This window comes from Streptomyces radicis, from assembly GCF_003626575.1.
In the GTDB taxonomy this organism is placed as follows: Bacteria; Actinomycetota; Actinomycetes; order Streptomycetales; family Streptomycetaceae; genus Streptomyces; species Streptomyces radicis.
In genome coordinates, this window is record NZ_RBDY01000017.1 from 62,687 (window position 1) to 84,286 (window position 21,600).

16 protein-coding genes are annotated in these 21,600 nt (G+C 74.9%); 9 read left to right on the top strand and 7 right to left on the bottom strand.

The window, feature by feature from the left end; translation table 11 throughout:
* Positions 1–8: 8 nt before the first annotated feature.
* The 3 genes from D7318_RS20880 to D7318_RS20890 all read left to right on the top strand — a co-directional run bounded on the left by D7318_RS20880 (position 9) and on the right by D7318_RS20890 (position 4,474).
* On the top strand, positions 9–1,700 hold the full coding sequence (locus D7318_RS20880; RefSeq protein ID WP_230423938.1) for an ABC transporter permease: 1,692 nt from the start codon (positions 9–11) through the stop codon (positions 1,698–1,700).
* Positions 1,697–2,731 carry an ABC transporter ATP-binding protein gene (locus D7318_RS20885; protein ID WP_120698651.1) on the top strand — a complete coding sequence of 345 codons (1,035 nt, stop codon included), beginning with the start codon at positions 1,697–1,699 and terminating at the stop codon, positions 2,729–2,731. The genes D7318_RS20880 and D7318_RS20885 overlap by 4 nt, the downstream gene beginning before the upstream one ends.
* 180 nt (positions 2,732–2,911) lie before the next feature.
* On the top strand, positions 2,912–4,474 hold the full coding sequence (locus D7318_RS20890) for a family 10 glycosylhydrolase (protein ID WP_120698652.1): 1,563 nt from the start codon (positions 2,912–2,914) through the stop codon (positions 4,472–4,474).
* Positions 4,475–4,567: 93 nt separating this feature from the next.
* Here the strand turns inward: D7318_RS20890 and D7318_RS20895 are convergent, their stop codons facing one another.
* Positions 4,568–5,755 (bottom strand): hypothetical protein, encoded by a 1,188-nt coding sequence (locus D7318_RS20895; RefSeq protein WP_120698653.1) that lies wholly within the window; start codon positions 5,753–5,755, stop codon positions 4,568–4,570.
* Positions 5,737–6,444, bottom strand: a complete 708-nt coding sequence (locus D7318_RS20900) for an ABC transporter ATP-binding protein (protein WP_120698654.1) — start codon at positions 6,442–6,444, stop codon at positions 5,737–5,739. The genes D7318_RS20895 and D7318_RS20900 overlap by 19 nt, the downstream gene beginning before the upstream one ends.
* A gap of 307 nt (positions 6,445–6,751) precedes the next feature.
* Between D7318_RS20900 and D7318_RS20905 the strand changes: the two genes are divergently transcribed.
* Positions 6,752–8,185: a gamma-aminobutyraldehyde dehydrogenase gene (locus D7318_RS20905; protein ID WP_120698655.1), complete on the top strand. Its 1,434-nt coding sequence runs from the start codon at positions 6,752–6,754 to the stop codon at positions 8,183–8,185.
* 34 nt (positions 8,186–8,219) lie between these two features.
* On the opposite strand, the gene D7318_RS20910 is transcribed toward D7318_RS20905, so the two are convergent.
* Both D7318_RS20910 and D7318_RS20915 read right to left on the bottom strand, forming a co-directional pair.
* A complete protein-coding gene (locus tag D7318_RS20910) occupies positions 8,220–8,912 on the bottom strand; it encodes a glycerophosphodiester phosphodiesterase (protein ID WP_120698656.1) in 693 nt (230 codons plus the stop codon).
* A complete protein-coding gene (locus tag D7318_RS20915; RefSeq protein WP_120698657.1) occupies positions 8,900–9,922 on the bottom strand; it encodes an adenosine deaminase in 1,023 nt (340 codons plus the stop codon). The genes D7318_RS20910 and D7318_RS20915 overlap by 13 nt, the downstream gene beginning before the upstream one ends.
* 97 nt (positions 9,923–10,019) lie before the next feature.
* On the opposite strand from D7318_RS20915, the gene D7318_RS20920 reads away from it, so the two are divergent.
* Both D7318_RS20920 and D7318_RS20925 read left to right on the top strand, forming a co-directional pair.
* Positions 10,020–10,811 carry a hypothetical protein gene (locus D7318_RS20920; protein WP_120698658.1) on the top strand — a complete coding sequence of 264 codons (792 nt, stop codon included), beginning with the start codon at positions 10,020–10,022 and terminating at the stop codon, positions 10,809–10,811.
* Between the two features lie 130 nt (positions 10,812–10,941).
* A complete protein-coding gene (locus D7318_RS20925; RefSeq protein WP_120698659.1) occupies positions 10,942–11,400 on the top strand; it encodes a hypothetical protein in 459 nt (152 codons plus the stop codon).
* A 279-nt stretch (positions 11,401–11,679) separates the two neighbouring features.
* Here D7318_RS20925 and gabT read toward each other — a convergent pair whose 3' ends face one another.
* Together gabT and D7318_RS20935 are read right to left on the bottom strand one after the other, a co-directional pair.
* The gene (gabT, locus tag D7318_RS20930; RefSeq protein WP_183091536.1) at positions 11,680–13,038 is read right to left on the bottom strand and encodes a 4-aminobutyrate--2-oxoglutarate transaminase; all 1,359 of its coding nucleotides are present in this window, start codon (positions 13,036–13,038) and stop codon (positions 11,680–11,682) included.
* Between the two features lie 159 nt (positions 13,039–13,197).
* Positions 13,198–14,544, bottom strand: a complete 1,347-nt coding sequence (locus D7318_RS20935; RefSeq protein ID WP_120698660.1) for an ABC transporter ATP-binding protein — start codon at positions 14,542–14,544, stop codon at positions 13,198–13,200.
* 181 nt (positions 14,545–14,725) lie between these two features.
* On the opposite strand from D7318_RS20935, the gene D7318_RS20940 reads away from it, so the two are divergent.
* The 3 genes from D7318_RS20940 to D7318_RS20950 all read left to right on the top strand — a co-directional run bounded on the left by D7318_RS20940 (position 14,726) and on the right by D7318_RS20950 (position 20,514).
* A complete protein-coding gene (locus tag D7318_RS20940) occupies positions 14,726–17,161 on the top strand; it encodes a type IV secretory system conjugative DNA transfer family protein (RefSeq protein ID WP_230423939.1) in 2,436 nt (811 codons plus the stop codon).
* Positions 17,162–17,308: 147 nt separating this feature from the next.
* Entirely contained in the window at positions 17,309–18,856 is a 1,548-nt protein-coding gene (locus D7318_RS20945) for a PucR family transcriptional regulator (protein WP_120698661.1), read from the top strand.
* Between the two features lie 203 nt (positions 18,857–19,059).
* A complete protein-coding gene (locus D7318_RS20950) occupies positions 19,060–20,514 on the top strand; it encodes an aldehyde dehydrogenase family protein (RefSeq protein ID WP_120698662.1) in 1,455 nt (484 codons plus the stop codon).
* Here the strand turns inward: D7318_RS20950 and D7318_RS20955 are convergent.
* Positions 20,495–21,577 carry a TRM11 family SAM-dependent methyltransferase gene (locus D7318_RS20955; protein WP_120698663.1) on the bottom strand — a complete coding sequence of 361 codons (1,083 nt, stop codon included), beginning with the start codon at positions 21,575–21,577 and terminating at the stop codon, positions 20,495–20,497. The two genes, D7318_RS20950 and D7318_RS20955, sit on opposite strands and share 20 nt — an antisense overlap.
* Positions 21,578–21,600 lie beyond the last annotated feature (23 nt).

The following is a 21,600-nucleotide window of genomic DNA, read 5'->3' on the forward strand; positions in this document are numbered from 1 at the left end:
GGCGCCGGGTGAGGCGTCAGGTGAGGCGCGGGGGGCGGCGCGGGGTCGCCGTCCGCCTCGCGCTGCTGGCCGTGCCGCTGGCGTTCTTCGCGCTGTTCTTCGCCTACCCGGTCGCCGCCATCACCGGGCGGGGGCTGCGCGCCGACGGCGCGTGGCAGCTCTCGCGCGCCCTGGATGTGCTCACCGCGCCGGGGATCGGCGACGTGCTGTGGTTCACGCTGTGGCAGGCCGCGGCCTCCACCGCGCTCACGCTGGCCCTCGGCCTGCCGGGCGCGTACGTGTTCGCGCGCCTGGACTTCCCGGGCAAACGGCTCCTGCACGCCGTCGTCACCGTGCCGTTCGTCCTGCCGACCGTGGTGACGGGGGCGGCGTTCCTCGCCCTGCTCGGGCGCGGCGGGCTGCTCGACGAGCGGTGGGGGATACGCCTGGACGACGGCGTCTGGGCGATCCTGCTGGCCCACGCCTTCTTCAACTACGCGGTCGTCGTGCGCACCGTCGGCGGGCTGTGGGCCCAGCTCGACCCGCGCCAGGAGGAGGCAGCGCGGGTGCTCGGCGCGGGCAGGTTCGCCGCGTGGCGGCGGGTGACGCTGCCCGCGCTCGCGCCCTCGGTGGCCGCGGCGGGGCTGCTGGTGTTTCTGTTCACCTTCACGTCGTTCGGCGTGATCCAGATCCTGGGCGGGCCCCGTTACGCGACGCTCGAGGTCGAGATCTACCGGCGGACCGCGCAGCTGCTCGACCTGCCGACCGCCGCCGTGCTCACGCTGCTCCAACTCGCCCTCGTCGCCGCCCTGCTGGGGGCGCACGCGCTGATCACGCGCCGCGCGGAGTCCGCCCTGGCGCTCACCGACCCTGCGGGCAACGCCGCGCGCCCGCGCGGGGGAGCCCAGTGGGCGCTGCTCGGCGGCACCCTCGCGGTGATCGCTCTGCTGCTCCTGCTGCCGCTGGCGGTCCTGGTCGAGCGCTCCCTCTCGGTCGACGGCGGCTACGGCCTCGCGCACTACAGGGCGCTCGCGGGCACCGAGAGCGGAACGTTCGTGGTGGCCCCCTGGGAGGCCATCGGGACGTCGCTGCGCTACGCCGCCGTCGCCACCGCGATCGCCCTCGCCGTCGGGGGCCTGGCCGCGGCGGCGCTGACCCGGCGCGCGGCGCGCTTCACGCGCGGCTTCGACGCGCTGCTGATGCTGCCGCTCGGCACGTCGGCGGTCACGGTGGGCTTCGGCTTCCTGATCGCGCTCGACGAGCCGCCGTTGGACCTGCGTTCCTCGTGGATCCTGGTGCCGCTCGCCCAGGCGCTGGTCGGCGTGCCCTTCGTGGTGCGGGTGCTGCTTCCGGTGCTGCGCGCGGTGGACGAGCGGCTGCGCGAGGCGGCCGCGGTGCTCGGCGCCTCGCCGTTGCGCGCCTGGCGCGAGGTGGACCTGCCGCTGGTGCGCCGGGCGCTGCTGGTCGCGGCGGGGTTCGCGTTCGCCGTGTCGCTCGGTGAGTTCGGGGCGACGGTCTTCATCGCGCGGGCCGACGCGCCCACGCTCCCGGTGGCCGTGGCGCGGCTGCTCGGCCGGGCGGGGGAGCTCAACTACGGGCAGGCGATGGCGCTTTCCACGGTCCTGATGCTGGTGTGCGCGCTGACCCTGCTCGCGCTCGAGAGCCTGCGCCCCGCGGCCTGGCGCGGAGGACGAGGGGGACGAGGGGAGTGGGTGGTGTGAGCGGCCTTCTGACGCTGTCCGCGGTGTCGGTCGCCTATGGCGAACGCGCCGCGCTCGACGCGGTGGACCTGGCGGTCGCCGAGCACGAGACCGTGTGCGTGCTCGGCCCGAGCGGCAGCGGCAAGTCGACGCTGCTGCGCGCGGTGGCCGGTCTCACCCCGGTGGACGCGGGAACGGTCCTGCTCGACGGCCGCGACCAGGCCGGGGTGCCGACGCACCGGCGCGGGGTGGGGCTGATGTTCCAGGACCACCAGTTGTTCCCGCAGCGGGACGTCGGGGGCAACATCGCGTTCGGCCTGCGCGTGCGCGGGGTCGCGCGCGCCGAGGCGCGTCGGCGCGTGGCCGAGCTGCTCGACCTCGTCGGGCTCCCGGGCGCCGAGCGCCGCGCCGTTTCCGCGCTCTCCGGAGGCGAGCAGCAACGGGTCGCGCTCGCCCGGGCGTTGGCGCCCCGGCCCCGGCTGCTGATGCTCGACGAGCCGCTGGGGCAGCTCGACCGGGACCTGCGTGAGCGGCTCGTCGTGGAGCTGCGCCAGCTGTTCAGGGCGCTCGGCACCACCGTGCTCGCCGTCACGCACGACCAGGGCGAGGCGTTCGCGCTGGCCGACCGCGTGGTGGTGATGCGCGAGGGCCGCGTGGCCCAGTCGGGCACCCCGGTCGAGGTGTGGCGGCGCCCCGCCGACGCGTTCGTGGCCCGTTTCCTGGGCTTCCGCAACGTGGCCGAGGCGACCGTCCGTGCCGCCGAGCCCGTCGCCGACACGCCCTGGGGCCCGGTCCCGGTCGCGCCCGGCACGCCGCGGGGGCGCCGGCGGCTGCTGATCCGCCCCTCGGGTGTGCGGCTCGCCGCCGAGGGGGCGGCGCGCGCGGTGGTGCGGGGGCGCACGTTCCGTGGTGACCATGTCCTGCTGCTCCTCGAGCCGGAGCGCGGTCCCGCGCTCGAAGCGGCGTGTGCGCTGGTGGACGCGCCCGCGGAGGGCGCGAAGGTCGGCCTGGCCTTCGACGCGGCGGACGTCGTGACCCTGCCGGGCGACTGACCGCCGCGTCGGCGGTCCGTGGCGGCGCGCGGAGAGGCCCTCATCCCCGCGGCCGACGACGTGCCGTGAGCGCCCAACGCCCGGGAGGTCACCGGACATTGATGAAAGTTTTCATCTAGTCGGGGTGGCGGCGGCGAAGTAAATTGTCGCCCCGCACCCCAACTTCCGGGAGAAGCCCGCATGAGACGGATCCTGCCCACCCTGCTCGCCTGCCTCGGCCTGCTCTGCGGCGGCCTGGCCGCCGCCGGACCCGCCGCGGCCGACGACGGCAACCCGCCCGAGCAGTGGCGCAGTTACTGGGTCGACGCCTTCAACGAGGGCATATACACGCCCGATCAGGTCGACGCGCTGATCGACGACGCACTCGCCGTCAACGCCAACGCCCTCATCGTGCAGACGGCCCGCCGTTACGACTGCTTCTGCAACCGGGCGCTCTACCCCCGCACGGACGCCGCCGTCGACCCCGCGCCCTACGACCCGCTCGACGAGGTCATCGCCGAGGCCCACGCCGCGGGCCTCGAGGTGCACGCCTGGGTCAACGTCAACACCATGTGGAACAGCGCCACTCCGCCCACCTCGCCCGACCACGTCTTCAACCAGCACGGCCCCACCGCCCAGGGCGCCGAGCGCTGGCTCAACAAGAAGGCCGACGGCACCGAACTCGTCGGCGCCAACGCCTACATCGACCCCGGCCACCCCGCGGCCGTCGAGTACGTCGTCTCCGCGATCCAGAGCATCGTCGCCGAGTACGACGTGGACGGGATCAACCTCGACTACATCCGCTACCCCGACGGCAGCGCCCAGACCACCCACAGCGACTGGGGCTACAACGACGTCTCCGTGGCGCGCTTCCAGGAGGCCACGGGCCGCACCGACGTGCCAGCCCCCGCCGACCAGCAGTGGGGCGACTGGCGCCGCGACCAGGTGACGGGCCTGGTGCGCCGCATCTACCTCGGGCTGTGGGAGGTCGATCCGACCGCGCGCCTGTCGATGGACGCCATCACCTACGGCTACGGCCCGCAGTCCGTCGGCGGCTGGGAGGGCACGCGCACCTACGCGGAGGTGCTCCAGGACTGGGACGGCTGGCTGGACGAGGGCATCATGGACACCGTCGTCACCATGAACTACAAGCGGAACTGGCAGCCCGACCAGGCCCGGATGTTCAGCGAGTGGTCGGAGTACCTCGCCGACGCGCAGGGCGACCGCCAGGCGGTCAACGGCCCCGCCCTCTACCTGAACGCGGTCGACGACAGCGTCGCCCAGGTCACCGAGGCCCTCGCCCCCACCGAGGCGGGCAACACGGCGGCGGGCTGGAGCGGTTACTCCTACGCGAACGCCAGCATGGACGCTGCCACCGCGGGCGCGGACGCCGAACGGCAGCGGCTGGCCGAGGCGTTGACGACCGGCCCTGACGCGCCGTTCGCCCAGGAGGCCGAGGTGCCGGGCATGGACTGGAAGGAGGCGCCGAGCGATGGCCATGTCACCGGCGAGTTGACGCTGCGGAACGGCACCCCGCTCGACGGCGCCGAGGTCACCCTCACCCCGCTCGTGGGCGGCGGCGACGAGCAGACGCGGTCGGCGGACGGCTCGGGCTGGTTCGGCTTCGCCCATGTCGACCCCGGGCTCTACCTGGTCACCGTCGACCTGCCGCGCGGCGTGGTCGGCGCGCCGGTCACGGTGGCGAGGGTCACGCGCGGCGAGATCGCCGAGGCGGACTTCCCGCCGTTCGTCGGCCTCCCCTGACGCGCGGCCAGGCCCCGCCGCCGCCCCGCGGGGCCTGGCCGCATGGCCCTGCCCTGGCAGGGTGGGCGCACCCCCCGGACGAAGTCCGGGGGATCAGCCGCCCGCGGGCAGCGTCAGCAGGAACGTCGTCAGCCAGGTGAGCGGCAGCAGCAGCCCGAGCAGCGTGGCCGCGCGCAGCGCGGCGGCGCCCCGCAGCATCCCGCGCGGGGCGCCGAGCCGCAGCAGCGTCGCGGTCGCCGAGCGCCGCGCCGCCCGCGCGTCGTCGGCCACGGTCGCCACCGTGCCGAGCGCGCACGCCAGGACCACCCCGGTGCCGAGCGTGCCGAGCGGCCCGAACTCCCGTAGCCCGTCGAGCTCCACCGCCGCGAGCAGCGCCCCGCCGGCGGCGGCCAGCGCGCCCAGCGGGCGGCCGAGCCGCCTCGACTCGTCCTGGAGGGTGCGCCCGGCCAGCAGCCGCATCACCCCTGGCCGCCCCGCGCACAGCAGCATCCCCGACAGATGGACGACCCCGGGTCCCGCAAGCACGATCCCGGCCGCGATCAGCAGCCAGCCCCCGACCACCCCCGCCGCCACGCCCCCCAGCTGCCCGGTGACCGGCAGCCAGCCGTCCGCGGGCGTTGCGGGCGCGTCGTCGCCGCCATAGGCGCACAGCGCGATGCCCGCCGTGGCCAGCGCGGTGCCCCAGGGCAGCCCCGCGGGCGCGGGGGTCGGGGGAGTGGCGCGGGCGACGGCGGCCGGGTCGCCGACCGGGGGCAGGTCCCGGCGCGGCGGCTCGGGGCGGCGCACGGCGAGCGCGCCGGCCGCCGCGGCCGCCCCCGGCACCACGGCGAGCAGGGTCAGCATGCCGCCGAGCGGCAGCGGCTCACCCGCGGCCAGCGCCCCGGCCGCGGCCCCGTCGAGGGGCAGCCCGCCGAGGTCGCCGCGCAGGTGGAGGAAGACGAGCAGCGCGAGGCCCGTGCCGAGCAGCGCGGCCACCGCGGCGGACGCGGCGGCGAGCGCGGGCAGCCTGGCCGGGCCCATGCCCGCCACCGCGAGCCCGGCCCTGGGCCGCGCGGACGGGTCGGCCCTGGCCACCGCGACGGCCAGCTGGACGGTCGCGGCGAGCGGGACCGCGCACCACGCGAGCCGCAGCACCGAAGCCCGCCCGCCCACGGGGTCGGCCGCGGCGTGGGCCAGCGCGGCGAGCAGCAGGAACGCGACGCACCCAGCCGCCCCGGCCAGCAGCAGCCTGCGGAGCAGCGCGAGCGGGGCCGAGCCCCGGGCTAGACGGAGAGCGAGCATGCGGCCGGGTCCGTCGCTCCGGCCTCCCGGCCGTCGACGAGGGTGACGGTGCGGTCCGCGAGGGTGGCCACCTCGGCGTCGTGGGTGGCGAGCACCACGGTGATGCCGTGCGAGCGGCCCGCGGTGGTCAGCGTGCGCAGCACCTGCGCCCGGTCCGCGCGGTGCAGCGGCGCGGTCGGCTCGTCGGCGAACAGCACGTCGGGCTGGTGGACCAGGGCGCGGGCGATGGCGACGCGCTGCCGCTGGGACTGGAGCAGCGCCGAGGGCCGCTTCCTGGCGCACTCGCCGACGTCGAGCCGTTCGAGCCACTCGAGCGCCGTGCGGCGGGCCTGTCGGGGGCCGCCGCCCGCGAGCAGCAGCGGGAGCGCGGCGTTCTCCCACGCGGTCAGCTCGGGCACCAGCTGCGGGGAGTCGCCGATCCAGCCGAAGCGGTCGCGGCGCAGCCGTTCGCGGGAGGTGGGGGTGAGGGTGTGCACGGGCATGCTGTTGAACCACACCTCGCCGTCGTCGGGCACCAGCTGACCCGAAAGGCAGCCGAGGAGGGTGGTCTTGCCGCAGCCGCGCTGGCCCGTCACGGCGAGGATCTCGCCCTGCTGCACGCCGAGGGTGACTCCGAGGAGGGCGGGCGAGCCGTTGTGGGCGTAGTGCAGATCGCGTGTCCACAGCACGTCGTTGTCGGGTGGGGCCATGGGGGCGGCACCTCCGTCGTTGTCGCTGCTATCGCTCGTATCCCCCGTGACGCTGGCACAGGGCCGCCGACGGTCAGGGGGCGACTCGGCGAGTAGTCCGAAGAATCCTCCGGACGGTGCAGACGCCCGGCGCCGCGGCGAAGAATCTCTCCCCAACGGTGGCCCCCGGCGCTGTTCTTCCGTGTTCCGCCCGCGTATGGCGGCGGATCTGTGGTCCGTGCCGGTGTTGTGTGACCGGGCTGGGGGCATAGGGTGCCCAGGAGATCAGGGGATCCACAGCAGCGGACCGGGAAGGCAGGAGGGTGCCGTGACGACCGAGCCACGCCGTTTGCGCAACTACATCGACGGGGAGTTCAGGGACGCCGCGGACGGGCGGACGATGGAGGTGGCGGACCCCACGACCGGCGAGGCGTACACCACCGCCCCGCTGTCGGGCGCCTCGGACGTGGACGCCGCGATGGAGGCCGCCGCGCGGGCGTTCCCCGCCTGGCGCGACACCACGCCCGCGGCCCGCCAGCTGGCGCTGCTGCGGATCGCGGACGCGTTCGAGCGCCACGCGGACGAGCTGCTCGCCGTCGAGTGCCGGAACACCGGCAAGCCCCTGGAGGTGACCCGCCAGGAGGAGCTGCCGATGATGCTGGAGCAGATCCGGTTCTTCGCGGGCGCGGCCCGGATGCTCGAGGGCAAGTCGGCGGGCGAGTACATGGCGGGGCTGACGTCGTTCGTGCGCCGGGAGCCGGTCGGCGTGTGCGCCCAGGTCACGCCGTGGAACTACCCGGTGATGATGGCCGTCTGGAAGTTCGCCCCCGCGCTCGCGGCCGGGAACACGGTGGTCATCAAGCCGTCCGACACGACGCCCGCGTCCACGGTGTTCGTCGCGGGGCTGATGGGCGAGATCCTGCCGCCCGGCGTGTTCAACGTCGTGTGCGGGGACCGTGACACCGGGCGGCTCATGGTCGAGCACCCGGTCCCCGCGATGGCCTCCATCACGGGCTCGATCCGCGCGGGCGTGGAGGTGGCCGCCGCCGCGGCCAAGGACCTCAAGCGCGTCCATCTCGAGCTGGGCGGCAAGGCGCCCTGTCTGGTCTTCGACGACGCCGACCTCGCCGCCGCCGCCGAGGGCATCAGGGACGCGGGCTTCTTCAACGCCGGGCAGGACTGCACCGCGGCCACCCGTGTGCTGGTCCACGAGTCGGTCCACGACGCGTTCGTCGCCGCGCTCACCAAGGCCACCGACGAGGTGAGGACGGGCGACGTGAGCGACCCCGACTGCACCTACGGCCCGCTGAGCAGCGCCGGACACCTGGCCAAGGTCGAGGGGTTCATCGAACGCCTCCCTGCCCACGCGACCGTCGTGACCGGAGGGCACCGGGTGGGGGAGCGCGGCTGGTTCTACGCGCCCACCCTGGTCACGGGCTGCCGCCAGGACGACGAGATCGTCCAGCAGGAGGTCTTCGGCCCGGTGATCACCGTGCAGAGCTTCGCCGACGACGACGAGGCGACCCGCTTCGCCAACGGCACCGACTACGGCCTGGCCTCCTCGGTGTGGACGAAGGACCACGGCCGCGCGATGCGGCTGTCCAAGGCGCTCGACTTCGGCTGCGTCTGGATCAACACGCACATCCCGCTGGTCGGGGAGATGCCGCACGGGGGCTTCAAGAAGTCCGGCTACGGCAAGGACCTCTCCGCCTACAGCCTGGAGGACTACACGCGCGTCAAGCACGTGATGACCCAGCTGTAGCGCGCGCCGCCCCCCGCGCCCCCGCCCCCCCCCGCTACCCGCGGGCCGCGCGGTCGAGCTCCGCGCGCAGCGCCGCGATCCGGTTGGTGGTGATCGCGGTGACGCCGAGGCCGAGCAGCCGCCGCATCGTGCGGCGGCTGTCGGCCGTCCAGGCCGCGACCCGGTACCCCTCGGCCCCGGCGGCCAGCACGGTCGCCCGGGTGACCAGGCCCCAGCGGTAGTTGAGCCAGCGCGGCCGGACCTCGGCCAGCAGGGAGGCGCGCGGGCGCGAGGCGCGTTTCCAGGTGAGCGCGATCTCCGCCTCGGCGTCCGCCGCCCGCACCGCGCGCAGCGCTCCCGGGTCGCCGCAGTAGTAGACGCGCCCCGCCACGCCGAGCTCCCGCACGGTCGCGACCGCGGCGCGCGCGGTCACGGGGAGCCGCTCGGGCAGGTCGATCAGCGTGCGCACGGGCGCGGTGACGGCCAGCGCCTCGGCGAGCGTCGGCACGCCGCCGCCCGTCAGCGCCGCGACCTCGCGCGCGGTCAGCTCGGCGACCGCCGCGCGGTGGCCCCACAGGCGTTCGAGCGTGGCGTCGTGCACCACGACGGGGACGCCGTCCGCCGTGGCGCGCACATCGAGCTCGACGGCGTCCGCGCCCGCCGCGACGGCCGAGGCGAACGACGCCAGGGTGTTCTCCCGCGCCACGTACGGGTCGCCGCGGTGGGCGACCGCGATCACCCCCGCCACGCGGCCAGGTGCGCGTCGATCTCGCCCGTGAGGCGCGCCTTGCCCGCCTCGTCGAGGAACGACGCGGCCACCGCGTTCTTCGCCAGCGCCGCGACCCCGGCCTCGTCCAGGTCGAGCAGCCGGGCCGCGATGGCGTACTCGGCGTTGAGGTCGGTGGAGAACATCGGCGGGTCGTCGCTGTTGATCGTCACCAGCACCCCGGCCTCGACCATGCGCCGCAGCGGGTGCTCGTCGAGGGAGGCCACGGCCTTGGTCGCGACGTTGGACGTCGGGCACACCTCCAGAGGGACGCGGTGCTCGGCCAGATACGCCAGCAGCTCGGGGTCGTCGGCCGCGCTGGTGCCGTGCCCGATGCGCTCGGCGCGCAGCTCGCGGATCGCGTCCCACACCGTGCCGGGGCCCGTGGTCTCCCCCGCGTGCGGGACGCTGTGCAGCCCGGCCGCGACGGCCCGGTCGAAGTACGGCTTGAACTGCGGCCTGGGCCAGCCGATCTCGGGCCCGCCGAGGCCGAAGCCGATCAGTCCTTCGGGGCGCAGGTCGACGGCCATCCGCGCGGTCTCGTCGGCGGCGGGCAGGCCGAGCTCGCCCGGGATGTCGAAGATCCAGCGCAGCACGACGCCCAGGTCGCGCTCGGCGGCGGTCCTGGCGTCCTCGATGGCCTCCATGAACGCCAGGTCGGGGATGCCGCGCAGGACGGAGGTGTGCGGGGTCACGGTCAGCTCGGCGTAGCGGATGTTCTGCCTGGCCATGTCGCGCGCGACCTCGTAGGTGAGCAGCCTGACGTCCTCGGCGTCCCTGATCAGCTCGACCACCGCGATGTAGATCTCGATGAAGTGCGCGAAGTCGCGGAACGTGAAGAACTCGGCCAGCGTCTCCTGGTCCTTGGGGACGCGGGAGTCCGGGTGCCGCGCGGCGAGCTCGGCGACGATGCGGGGCGAGGCGGAGCCCACGTGGTGGACGTGCAGCTCGGCCTTGGGCAGCCCGGCGATGAAGGCGGTGAGATCGGTCAACGGAGCCTCCGGGTCAAGTCGGTGCCCGCACATCGTAGGCGGGGCCCGACCGGCCGTGGCACGGCCTTAAGGTATGGCCAACGATTGGGGAGGGACTGTGACCGCTGACCCGTACGCCGGCTGGCCGCCGCCGCAGGGGGTGTACGCCGCGCCGCCCGCGCCCGCCCCACCGCGCAACGGCGTCGGCACGGCCGCGCTGCTCCTCGGCGGCGGGGGCGCGTTTCTCTGCTGGACCTTCGCGGCCAGCTTCCTCGGCCTCGCCTGCGGACTGCTCGCCACCGCCCTCGGCGCGTGGGGCGTGGTGCGCGCCCGGCGCGGGATCGCGAGCAACCGGGGCGAGGCGCTCGGCGCGCTGTGGCTCGGCATCGGCTCGACGGTCATCTCGGCCGTGCTGACCGTGCTGTTCGTGCTCTGGGCGTCCGGGATCACCGGGGTGGCCTCCGCGGCGGGCGATGACTACCTGGCCGCGGCGGGCGACGAGGTCGCCTTCGACGACGGGGTCACGGTCGTGATCGCGGAGCCGCTGCCCTCCGGTGGCGCGGACACCGTCTCCCTGGAGATCACGGTCGTCAACGGCGGCGAAGGGCCGCTCGACATGGGCGAGGGCGCGCTGCGGGTGTTCACCGGCGACGAACGGGTGCCCAACGAGCTGCTCGAGCTGACCTCGCCCGCCCCCGACGAGCTGGCGACCGGGGAGTCGGCGCGGCTCGCGTACCGCGTCCCGCTGCCCGACCCGGGCGCCGGCTATCTGTCGGTGGACTTCGCGCCGGGCGAGGACCACGCGTTCGGCTACTGGGACCTCGCCCTGGGCGACGGCGGGTCAGGGGACCCCGAAGGCCCTGGGGACACGGACGACGCGGGGGATCCGTCGGGCGGGATCTCCGCCTGAGCGCGGCGGATCGCGCGCGGGTCCCGGGAGAAAACCCCGCGAAGTCGCGTAAGGATCCGGCCTCTTCCCCCTCCCTCACCCTGACCGATCGGCTCGGGCCCTGGGCCGGCGGGGGGTGAGGAGGAGCGCGATGACCGCGAGTGGCCGGATGAGGTCGGCGATCGAGTGGCTGGCGTCGGCGGCGCCGGAGCCGGACGCCTGCCGGTGGGAGTGGGAGCGGCACCCGATGGGGGTGGCCCTCCTGCCCGCGGGCCGGATATGGGATGTGCTGATCCTGCCGGGAACGCTCGGCTACCCCACGTACGACGTGCTGAGCCGGGTGATCGACCGCCCAGGGCCCGTGCTCGCCGACCACACCGACGCCCGGATCGGCTTCTTCGTGCCGCCCGGCACGGCAGGCCGGTGGCTCGGCACCGGGGTGCGCGCGGCGGGGCGTGGCAGCTGGGTGGTGGTGCCGCACCCGATGCGCACGGCGAACGGGGTGCGCTGGCTCGTGCCGCCCGACGGCTCGGGGGTGCTCACCGACCCGGCCGTGCTGGAGCTGGCCATGCACGAGGCCGCGGCGATCATAGGGCGGGGGCCACGCTGACGCACGAGCGCCCCGGAGCCTTGGGGGAGAGCTCCGGGGCGAGATGTCGTCGCCGTGCGGACGGCCGCTCGCCCCGGGGGGTGTGGGGCGGGCGGAACCGGTCCGAAGGAGTGCGGGAGTCTGGCTGCTCTCGCCACGGCTTCGACGGTACGGCAGGTCAGCGCCCCGGGGAGTCGCCCGCCGCGTATCCGCATCACATCCCCGCAGCTTCTCCATGGTGGAACGGCCGTGGGCACAGGGGGCTTTCCCGATCCGCGCCCCGGCCGCCCCGCCGCGCGCTCACACGCTCGCGACGGCCTCGGCGACGATGTCGAGGCCCTCGCGCAGCAGGTCGTCGCCGATCACCAGCGGCGGCAGGAACCGCAGCACGTTGCCGTAGGTGCCCGTGGTGAGGACGACCAGGCCCGCGCGGTGGCAGGCCGCGGCGACGGCGGCCGTCGCGGCCGGGTCGGGGTCCTTGGTGCCGGGCTTCACGATCTCCACGGCGAGCATCGCGCCGCGCCCGCGCACGTCGCCGATCAGCGGGTGCTTCTCGGCCAGCGCGAGCAGCCGCGGCTTCATGATCTCCTCGATGTGCCGGGCCCTGGCCGCCAGGTCGAGCTCGCGCATCGTCTCGATGGCGCCGAGGGCCGCCGCGCACGCCACCGGGTTGCCGCCATAGGTGCCGCCGAGGCCGCCGGAGTGGACGGCGTCCATGATCTCGGCGCGCCCCGTGACGGCGGCGAGCGGCAGGCCGCCCGCGATGCCCTTGGCCGTGGTGATCAGGTCGGGCACGATGCCCTCGTCCTCGCACGCGAACCACTGCCCGGTCCGGCAGAAGCCCGACTGGATCTCGTCGGCGATCAGCACGATCCCGTGCTCCTTCGCGAACGCGGCCACGCGCGGCAGGAATCCCCGCGCGGGCACGATGAACCCGCCCTCGCCCAGCACGGGCTCGACGACGATCGCGGCGGTCTCCGAGGCGCCGATCTGCTTGGTGATCTGGTCGATGACCTGGGCCGCGGCCTCATCGGCGCAGTGCTCGGGGCCGGTCGGCCAGCGGTACGGGTACGCCATCGGCACGCGGTAGATCTCCGGCGCGAACGGGCCGAAGCCGTGCTTGTAGGGCATGCTCTTCGAGGTCAGCGCCATCGTGAGGTTGGTGCGGCCGTGGTAGCCGTGCTCGAAGACGACGACCGCCTGGCGCTTGGTGTGATAGCGGGCGATCTTGACGGCGTTCTCCACCGCCTCGGCGCCCGAGTTCAGCAGGATCGACTTCTTGGCGTGGTCGCCCGGGGTCAGCCGGGCCAGCTCCTCGCACACCTCGACATAGCCCTCGTAGGGCGTGACCATCACACACGTGTGGGTGAGGCGCGCCAGCTGCTCGCCCGCGCGCCGCACCACGGCCTCGGCGCTGTTGCCGACGGAGGTCACGGCGATGCCCGAGCCGAAGTCGATCAGGCTGTTGCCGTCGACGTCCTCGACGACGCCGCCGCCGGCCCGCGCGGCGAAGACGGGCATCACCGTGCCGACGCCCGCGGCGACGGCGGCCTGCTTGCGCGCCATCAGCTCCCGCGAGAGCGGGCCTGGGATCTCGGTGACGAGCTTGCGCCGCTGGGGGAGGGAGGGGCCACCGGACAGTTCGGTCATGGCGGTCATGCGTGCACTCCTCGTCGCGAAAGGGCCTGTAGTGCTCACTCCTGGCAGGCCAGGCTAGGGCCCCTCCCGGCGCTCCGGCATGCTCCACCCCGGAGTGGTCGGGGCGCGGGCTTGTCCGCCGCGGAGGGCTCGGCGGTCCGGTGGTCGGCGGTCCGGTGGTCAGCGGTCGAGTTGGGGGACGCGGCCGCCCTGGGCCGGGGATATGCGGCGGCCCTCGCTGTCGAAGACATAGAGCTGGTCCAGGTCGAGCAGCAGCGGGACGCGCTCGCCGAGCCGGGGCTGCACATCCATCCCGGCCCGCACCACCAGGCCGTCGCTCACCCGGCCCGACGGCGTGGGCGACGGCGGCTCGGGCGCACGTTCGGCCGCCTCGGACGCGCCGGGGCGCGCGCCGGGCGCCGAACGCCCCCCGCGGCCCGGCATCCGCCACACCCGGTGTTTCCTCGGCCGCCTGCCGTGGCCGCGCGCGACCGGCGGGCGCGGCGCCTCGAGGCCGTCCACCTCGGCGTGCCGCGCGCCGGTGCTCACATGGACGAGCGACTCGTGGCCCTGGTACTCGACGTGCTGCACCACCCCGTTGAGCAGCGCCTCGCTGGGGCGCATCTCGCCGGGGGCCGCGATCCGCACCGCCTCCGAGCGCACCCCCACCGTGATCGGGCGGCCCATCTGCACGCGCAGCAGCTGGTGGTCGTCGCTCAGCGGCTGGGGCAGCATGATCCGCTGGGTGCCGAAGTCGATCGACATGCGCCCGTCGAGCGGCGCGTACACGGTCGCGCGCAGCAGGTTGATGCGCGGGGTGCCGACGAACGCCGCCACGAAGACGTTGTCGGGAAGGCGGTAGACGTCCCGCGCGGTGCCGGTCTGCTGGAGCACCCCGTCGCGCATCACCGCGACCCGGTCGCCCAGCGACATCGCCTCGGACTGGTCGTGCGTCACATAGACCGTCGTCACGCCCAGGTGCCGGGTGAGGGTGGCGATCTCGGCGCGCAGCCGGTTGCGGAGCTTGGCGTCGAGGTTGGACAGCGGCTCGTCGAGCAGGAACGCCGTCGGCCTGCGCACGATCGCCCTGCCCATCGCCACGCGCTGCCGCTCGCCACCGGAGAGCTGGGCGGGGTAGCGGTCCATCAGGTCCTCGATGCCCAGCAGGCGCGCCGCCTCGTTCACCCGGGGCCCGTCGTCGAGGCGCGGCGCCTCGATACGCAGCGGGAAGCCGATGTTCTGGCGGCTCGTCATGTTGGGGTAGAGCGCATAGTCCTGGAAGACCATGGCGAGTTGGCGCTGGCCTGGCGGCAGGTGGTTGGCGTATTCGCCGTCGAGCAGCAGCCTGCCCGATGTGATGTCCTCGAGGCCCGCGATCATCCGCAGGACGGTGGACTTCCCGCACCCCGAGGGGCCGAGCAGCACGACGAACTCCCCCGGGGCGATGTCCAGGTTGAGCCGGTGCACGGCGACGACGTTCCTGGGGAACGTCTTGGTGACGTCTCGGAGCGAGATGGCGCGAGTCATGGAGGGTTCAGCCCGGGGTCTTCGTTGAGCCAGCGGTGGTCCTGGAACGTAGCGCACCAGTTGTCCCAGCGGAACGGGTATGCACAGGTTGGCCCATCGCATATTCGACGGCTCGCCCTGCATTAGATTGGATCGACGACGCTCGGCCAGCCGGTGGCACTGTCAGGGGGCTCGGCACCGCATGAACAGCAATGGCGCGTGGAACGCGCGGCAGACGCCAGGGGGGGACCGCGAGGCCGTCCCCTTTGTCGGGGGTGCCCCGCCCGCGCCCCGGCGCCCACCCGAGCCGGAAGCCCCGCCGCTGGTGCGCTGGATGCGCACGCCACGGCCCGCGGCCAGGCCCGGGGTGTGGCGCCCCGGGCACGTCCCCAAGCCGCCCGAGGACCCGAGCAGGCTGGGCGACCGTGAGCTGCTGGGCTCCGCACTGCTCGCGCTGATCTGCGGCTGGACGCTGTACTCCCTGTGCCTCACCTACCTCGACTTCTACGCCTGGCCCGCGATCTGGGTGACGCCCCAGCACTGGCGCGTGGCCCCCGAGCACCTCCCCGAGAACGCCACCGCCGACGACGTGCTGGTCGCCTGGCAGACGACCATGCAGATCTACGACATCCTCTTCGCCCTCGCGCTCATCTGCGTCTTCGGCAGGCTGGGCCACGGGCCCGAGGTGTGGCGCCGCTACGCCCCCGCGCCGATGCGCCGCGCGTGGTCCGCGGTGGCCTCCCCTTTCGGCTGGGTCGCCACCTACCGCCGCCAGCTGCTCGCCGTGCTGATCGGCGGGGTGATCTGGATGGCGTGCTTCACCGGGAACTGGATGCTGTGGCTCGAGCCGCTCTTCCTCGTGGTCCCCGACACATGGTGGGAGGACGGCGACACCCTCACCTACCGGGTCGCCTACAACATCTACTACGCCCTGTTCACGCTGCTGCTGCTCGTCGGCGTGTGGTCCCTGGGCGACCTGCGGGCCATCCCGCGGCGGATCCGCTTCGGCGTGCGCCCCGGCGAGCGCCGCGACCCGCGGGCCGGGGCGCCGGGCGTCACGGGCACTGAGATCGTGCCGCGCGCCGGGCTGACCGAGTGGGCGGCGCTGCGCCGCGCGGGGGCTCAGGGCGCCGCCGACCGGCTCGCCGATGACGCCAGGTCGGGCGCCATGTCCGACCTCGACTACGCCCGTATCGAGCACGCGTGGCAGGCCGTCAGGGCCAGGCCCACCGAGCTGCCCGCGTTCGCCGCCGCCGCCGAGGCCCAGGGCGCGGGCGCGTTCCCGCATGCCTCGGGCCACCGCGACCTCACGGTCCGCACCGCGCGGCACGACCTGCTGACGCGTCAGGTCCGCATCGGGCACGCCCCCGACGAGGAGCGCAACCCGTACGACTACCGCGGCGAGGACGTCGCCCTCGACCCGGCCGTGCTCGGCACGTCGCTGCTCGCCGTGGGCCCGCCGGGATCCGGCAAGACCGGACGCGTCATCAGGCCCGTCACCGAGGCGCTGTGCCTCCAGGCCCTCGCCAACCAGGCCACCGTCGTCGCCGTCGGCAGCGCGTCGAGCTCGCTCGGCCCGGACGACGCGTTCGACGTCATCCTGCGCGTCGGCGACCCGGCGAGCGCCTACCGGCTCGACCTGTGGGGCGGCGCCACCGACATCGACGGCGCCGCGGCGCTGCTGGCCGAGGCCCTGGTGGGCGGCTCGCGCGTGGAACCGAGGGACGCCGCCGCGGTGCTGAGCCAGCTCATCGGCCCCTACTACGCGGCGTTCGGGCGGCTGCCGGGTCTTGCCGAGCTGCGTGCCATGCTGGACGGCGCGCCCGCGCTGCTTCGCACCCTCCACGAGCGCCTCGACCACGCCCCCGACCAGCGCCGCGACCTCGAGGCGCGGCGGCGGCAGGCACAGCGGCCCGACGACCTCGGCCCCCATCTCGCGGACTGGCTCGCCCTGGTGGACCGCGCCGGGCTCTCGCCCCACGCCGCGCCGGGGGCCCGGGGGCCCGAGGTGTTCTCGCTCAGCGCCCTGACCAGGCCGCTGCGGGTGCGGATCGACCTGCCCGCCAGGGGGCACGCGGAGGCGGGCCGGATCATCACGCGGCTGATCCTCGCCCAGTTCACGGCGGCCGTGACCGCGCGCCCCGACCGCTCGCTCTTCGCGTGCCTCGTGCTCGACGACGCCACCGCGGCGATCACCCGGGGCACGGTGCGCGGGCTGACGCAGCTGCGCCCGGCCAACGGCGGCGTGGTGCTCGCGCTGCGCACGCTCGACGACGTTCCGGCCGACCTTCGGGCCGGGCTGCTCGGCGCGGTCGGCTGCCGCATGGCGTTCTCCGGCGTCACCACGTGGGACGCCGAGCACTTCGCGCGCGCCTGGGGCACCGAGTGGCGGGAGGACGTGGAGACCACCCGCACCCCCGACCGCGCGGGCGGCGGGCTGCGCCGCCTGGTGCGCGGGGTGCGCAAGCTGGCCACGGGGCGCGACACCACGGTGGACGCGGTGACGGTGCGTCGCGTGGAGCGCGAGCGCTGGTCCGCCTCCGAGCTGGCGCACCGGGTCCCGCCCCGGCACGCGGTGATCTCGCTGACCACCGTCTCGGGCGAGCCGGGCCCGCCCACCCTGGTGCGCCTCGGCTGACCCTCCCGCCGAGCCATGCGGAAACGTCCCCGCGGGTGTCCGACAACGGTCGGGCACCGGCCGCATATGCCCCGGGCGGGATCGAGTGGCCGCGACCCCTGGCTGTACGGTGAGGTGACGTGTCGCTACGCGCCCTCAAGGTGATCCATGCACCCGACGCTTGCCTCACTCGTCCAGCACACCTCGCTCAAGCTCGGCGTGCTCACGGGCGAGGACCGGCTGGACACCCCCGTGCGCTGGGCGCACGCCAGTGAGCTCGCGGATCCCACCCCCTGGCTCGACGGCGGGGAGCTGCTGCTGACCACCGGGCCGCACCTGGCCGTGCACGACGAGGCCGAGACGCGTGCCTATGCCGCGCGGCTCGCCGAGGCGGGCGTCGTCGGCCTGGCCTTCGGCGTCGGCGTCAACCACCCCGAGGTGCCGCCCGCGCTGCTCGCCGCCGTGCGGGAGGCCGGGCTCCCGCTGCTCGAGGTGCCGCGGCGCACGCCGTTCATCGCGATCGGCAAGGTCGTCTCGGCCGCGATAGCCGCCGAGCAGTACCGGGCGGTCACCGCGGGGTTCGCCGCCCAGCGCGAGCTGACCAGGGCCGCGCTCTCCGGCGACCGGCCCGAGGCGCTGCTGGCCAGGCTGGCCGGGCACGTGGGCGGCTGGGCCGCCCTCTACGACCTCTCGGGCGCGGTCACCGCCGTCGCCCCCGGCTGGGCGATGCGCCGCGCCGCCCGGCTCACCGCCGAGGTGCGGCGCCTCGGCGACCGGCCCGCGCCCGCGAGCGTCGTCTGCGCCGCGGGGCCCGAGGACGACCGCGTCGAGCTCCAGACCATCGGCACAGGGCAGGTCCCGCGCGCCGCGCTCGCGGTCGGCACCGACGCGCCGCTCGGCACGGGCGAGCGGTACGCCGTCCAGTCCGCCGTCGCCGTGCTGACCCTGCTGACCGAGCGCTCCAGGGCCTACCGGCGCGCCGAGGCCAGGCTGGGCGCGGCGGTGCTGCGCATGCTGCTCAGCGGCGAGCCCGACCACGCCAGGGCCGTGGCGGGGCAGCTCTACGGCGGGCTGCTCGACGCCCCGCTGCGCGTGCTGGTCGCGGCGGGGGAGCCCAAGGCGCTCGAATCCCTCCGTGCCGCCGCCGAGTCGGCCGCCACCCGCGCCGGTGAGTCGGTGCTCTCCGCCCCCGACGGCGACGGCCTGGTGCTGCTCGCGTCGGACGGCGGCGGCGCCCTTGCCGCGTGCCGGGCGTTCGCCGCGGGCCATGACGCGGTGGCGCTGGCCCTGGGCATGTCCGCGCCGACCGGGCCTGCCTCGGCCGACGCCGCCTACCAGCAGGCGCGCGAGGCGCTGCTGGTGGCGCGCCGCCGCGGGCGCGCGCTGGTCGAGCACGAGGACGTGGCCACCGGCACGGTGCTCTCCCTGCTCAACGACGACGCCGTGCGCGCCTTCGCCGACGGCATGCTGCGCGCGTTGCGCCACCACGACGAGCACGGCAGGGGCGACCTGGTGGCGTCGCTGCGCGCGTGGCTGGCCCGGCACGGGCAGTGGGACGCCGCGGCGGCCGACCTCGGGGTGCACCGGCACACGCTGCGCTACCGGATGCGGCGCGTCGAGGAGATCCTGGAGCGCTCGCTCGACGACCCTGACGTCCGCATGGAGCTGTGGCTGGCGCTCAAGGCCACCGACCGCACCGCGCTCGGCACCTCCTGAGGGTCACCTCCCGAGGGGCACCTCCCGAGGGCTGTCCGCCGGGCGGCATCTCCCGGGCGGCAGCCGCCGAGCGGCGGGGCCAGACGCCGGGGTGGCGCGCGCGGGGCGCGTTTTGCGACACCGCGGACAACATCGCCGCGGGCGCCCAGCGCCTACCGTGGAGGCGGGAAGCGGAAGCGACTACCTCGGAAGGCGGCATCGCGATGACCACGACTGGATCCCCGCGCCCGTTCTGGCTCGCGGGCCGGGAGGCGACCGGCGAGAGCACCGTGGAGGTCACGTCGCCGTGGGACGGCTCGGCCGTCGGCTCGGTCGGCGTGCCCACCGCGGCGCAGACGGAGGAGGCGGTGGCCGCGGCGGCGGCCGTGGCCGACGCGTTCGCCGCGACGCCCGCGCATGTGCGCGCCGCCGCGCTCGACCTGGTCTGCCGCCGGGTGGGCGAGCGGGCGGACGAGATCGCGCGGCTCATCTCGGCGGAGAACGGCAAGCCCATGAAGTGGGCGCGCCTCGAAGTGGCGCGCTGCGTCTCGGTGTTCCGCTGGGCGGCGGACGAGGCCAGGCGGTTCAACGGCGGGATCGCGCAGCGCCTCGACGCGGACGCCGGGGGCACGGGGCGGCTCGCGCTCACCCGCCGCGTCCCCTACGGCCCCGTGCTCGGCATCGCGCCGTTCAACTTCCCGCTGAACCTGTGCGCCCACAAGGTCGCGCCCGCCCTCGCGGCCGGGGTCCCGATCATCCTCAAGCCCGCGCCCGCCACCCCGCTCTCCGGGCTGCTGCTCGGCGACCTGCTCGCCGAGACGGACCTGCCCGCCGGGGCGTGGAGCGTGCTGCCCGTGCCCAACGACGCGATGCCCGCGCTCGTCCAGGACGAGCGGCTGCCGATCATCTCGTTCACCGGCTCGGTGCCGGTCGGCTGGTCCATCCGCGACGCGGTGCCGCGCAAGCGCGTCACGCTGGAGCTCGGCGGGAACGGCGCGGCGATCGTCCTGGCCGACTACGCCTCGGACGCCGACCTCGACTGGGCGGCGCAGCGGATCGCCACGTTCTCCAACTACCAGGCGGGGCAGTCCTGCATCTCGGTCCAGCGGGTCATCGCCGACGACGCGGTGTACGACCGGCTCGTGCCCCGGCTGATCGCCGCGGTGGAGGCGCTGGTCACGGGCGACCCGTCGGACGAGGCCACCGACGTGGGCCCGTTGATCAACGAGGACGCCGCCCGGCGCGTGGAGTCCTGGGTGGACGAGGCGACCGAGGCGGGCGCGAAGGTGCTCACCGGGGGCGCGCGGGAGGGCGCGAGCTATGTGCCGACCGTGCTCGAAGGCGTGCCGACCGACGCCAAGGTGGCCACCGAGGAGGTGTTCGGGCCCGTCATGGCCCTCACCCGGGTGAGCGGCGAGGAGGCGGCCTACGCGGCGGCGAACGCCTCGCGGTTCGGCCTCCAGGCGGGCCTGTTCACGCGCGACGTGCACGCGGCGTTCCGCGCCCACCGGGCCCTCGAGGTGGGCGGCGTCGTGGTGGGCGACGTGCCGTCGTACCGCGCCGACCAGATGCCCTACGGGGGCGCGAAGCAGTCGGGCGTGGGGCGCGAGGGCGTGCGGTTCGCGATGGAGGACTACACCTACGAGCGGGTGATGGTGCTCACCGGTCTCGAGCTGTAGGCGCGGGCGCCGCCGCGCGGTCGCGGCCCGCGGGGAGGCGGGCCACCACGAGGTCGCGGACGATCGCCTGGTCCACCCGGTGGCGGAAGCCCTGGTGCGCCTCGCCGTCCGCGACCTCGAAGCCGTGGTCGGCCAGCAGCCAGGTCAGCTCGGAGCGGCGCGCGACCAGGGTGTTCCACGCGATGCCGATGGCCCCGCCGGGCCGCAGCAGCCGGGTCCACACCGGCAGCGCCGACGTCAGCAGCGGCATCGGGCTGCGCGAGACCTCGGCGCGCGCCGTCGCGCCGTGCCGCACGCCGTAGGGCGCGTCGGTGACGATCAGGTCGAACGACGCGGGCCTGAAGAAGTCGCCGCTCGCGGCGGTGTCGGCGTTGACCATGGTGACGTCGATGGACTCGCCCCGCTTGTACGACTCCTTGGTCGCGCCGAGCTCGACATGGAAGCGGCGGCCGAGCGACCTGCGGTCGCGGCGCACGGTGGTGATCTCGGCGCGGTGCTTGAGCCTGCTGTTCTTGAGCCACTGGCGCAGAAAGGCGGCGTAGGCGTCGAAGCTCTTGCCGTCGCGCTCGACGCCCGCCGCGTCGAGGCCGTACATCACCGCCTGGTTGAGCGTGGTGCCCCGGCCGCACAGCGGGTCGAACACCCGCAGCTCGCGCCTGAGCAGGCGCTCGGGGTCGGCGCACGCCATCGCGGTCACGTTGAGCAGCAGCTTGGTGAAGTCCTCGTTGGTCTTGCCCGGGTACTTCTGGATCGTGATCAGCTCGCTGCCGAACGTGTCGAGCCGGGTCAGCTCCACGGGCGCGAGTCGGCCGTCCTCGATCTCGAACAGGGCGTAGAGCGACGACAGGTTGGCGAGCGCCGCCACCTCACCCTCGGTCAGCGGCTCCTCGGTCGCGAAGGTCACGTACGGCACCCCCGCGAGCGCGGTCTCGGCCACGTCCCGGATCCTGCCACCGAGCAACGCGTCCCCGATGACCAGCAGTTCCGCCCTGGCCAGGTCCACGGAGGCGCGGGCGTAGACCCGGTTGTGGGAGGGGAGCAGCAGCATTCCGTACGTTCTCATCGCGCCGGAGTGTAGTCGTTCAC

Excerpts from the sequence above, each read along its gene's own strand:
- D7318_RS20890 (WP_120698652.1), top strand. The coding sequence starts at position 2,912 with ATGAGACGGATCCTGCCCACCCTGCTCGCCTGCCTCGGCCTGCTCTGC.
- D7318_RS20895 (WP_120698653.1), bottom strand. The coding sequence starts at position 5,755 with ATGCTCGCTCTCCGTCTAGCCCGGGGCTCGGCCCCGCTCGCGCTGCTC.
- D7318_RS20900 (WP_120698654.1), bottom strand. The coding sequence starts at position 6,444 with ATGGCCCCACCCGACAACGACGTGCTGTGGACACGCGATCTGCACTAC.
- D7318_RS20925 (WP_120698659.1), top strand. The coding sequence starts at position 10,942 with ATGACCGCGAGTGGCCGGATGAGGTCGGCGATCGAGTGGCTGGCGTCG.
- gabT (WP_183091536.1), bottom strand. The coding sequence starts at position 13,038 with ATGACCGCCATGACCGAACTGTCCGGTGGCCCCTCCCTCCCCCAGCGG.
- D7318_RS20935 (WP_120698660.1), bottom strand. The coding sequence starts at position 14,544 with ATGACTCGCGCCATCTCGCTCCGAGACGTCACCAAGACGTTCCCCAGG.
- D7318_RS20940 (WP_230423939.1), top strand. The coding sequence starts at position 14,726 with ATGAACAGCAATGGCGCGTGGAACGCGCGGCAGACGCCAGGGGGGGAC.
- D7318_RS20945 (WP_120698661.1), top strand. The coding sequence starts at position 17,309 with ATGCACCCGACGCTTGCCTCACTCGTCCAGCACACCTCGCTCAAGCTC.
- D7318_RS20950 (WP_120698662.1), top strand. The coding sequence starts at position 19,060 with ATGACCACGACTGGATCCCCGCGCCCGTTCTGGCTCGCGGGCCGGGAG.
- D7318_RS20955 (WP_120698663.1), bottom strand. The coding sequence starts at position 21,577 with ATGAGAACGTACGGAATGCTGCTGCTCCCCTCCCACAACCGGGTCTAC.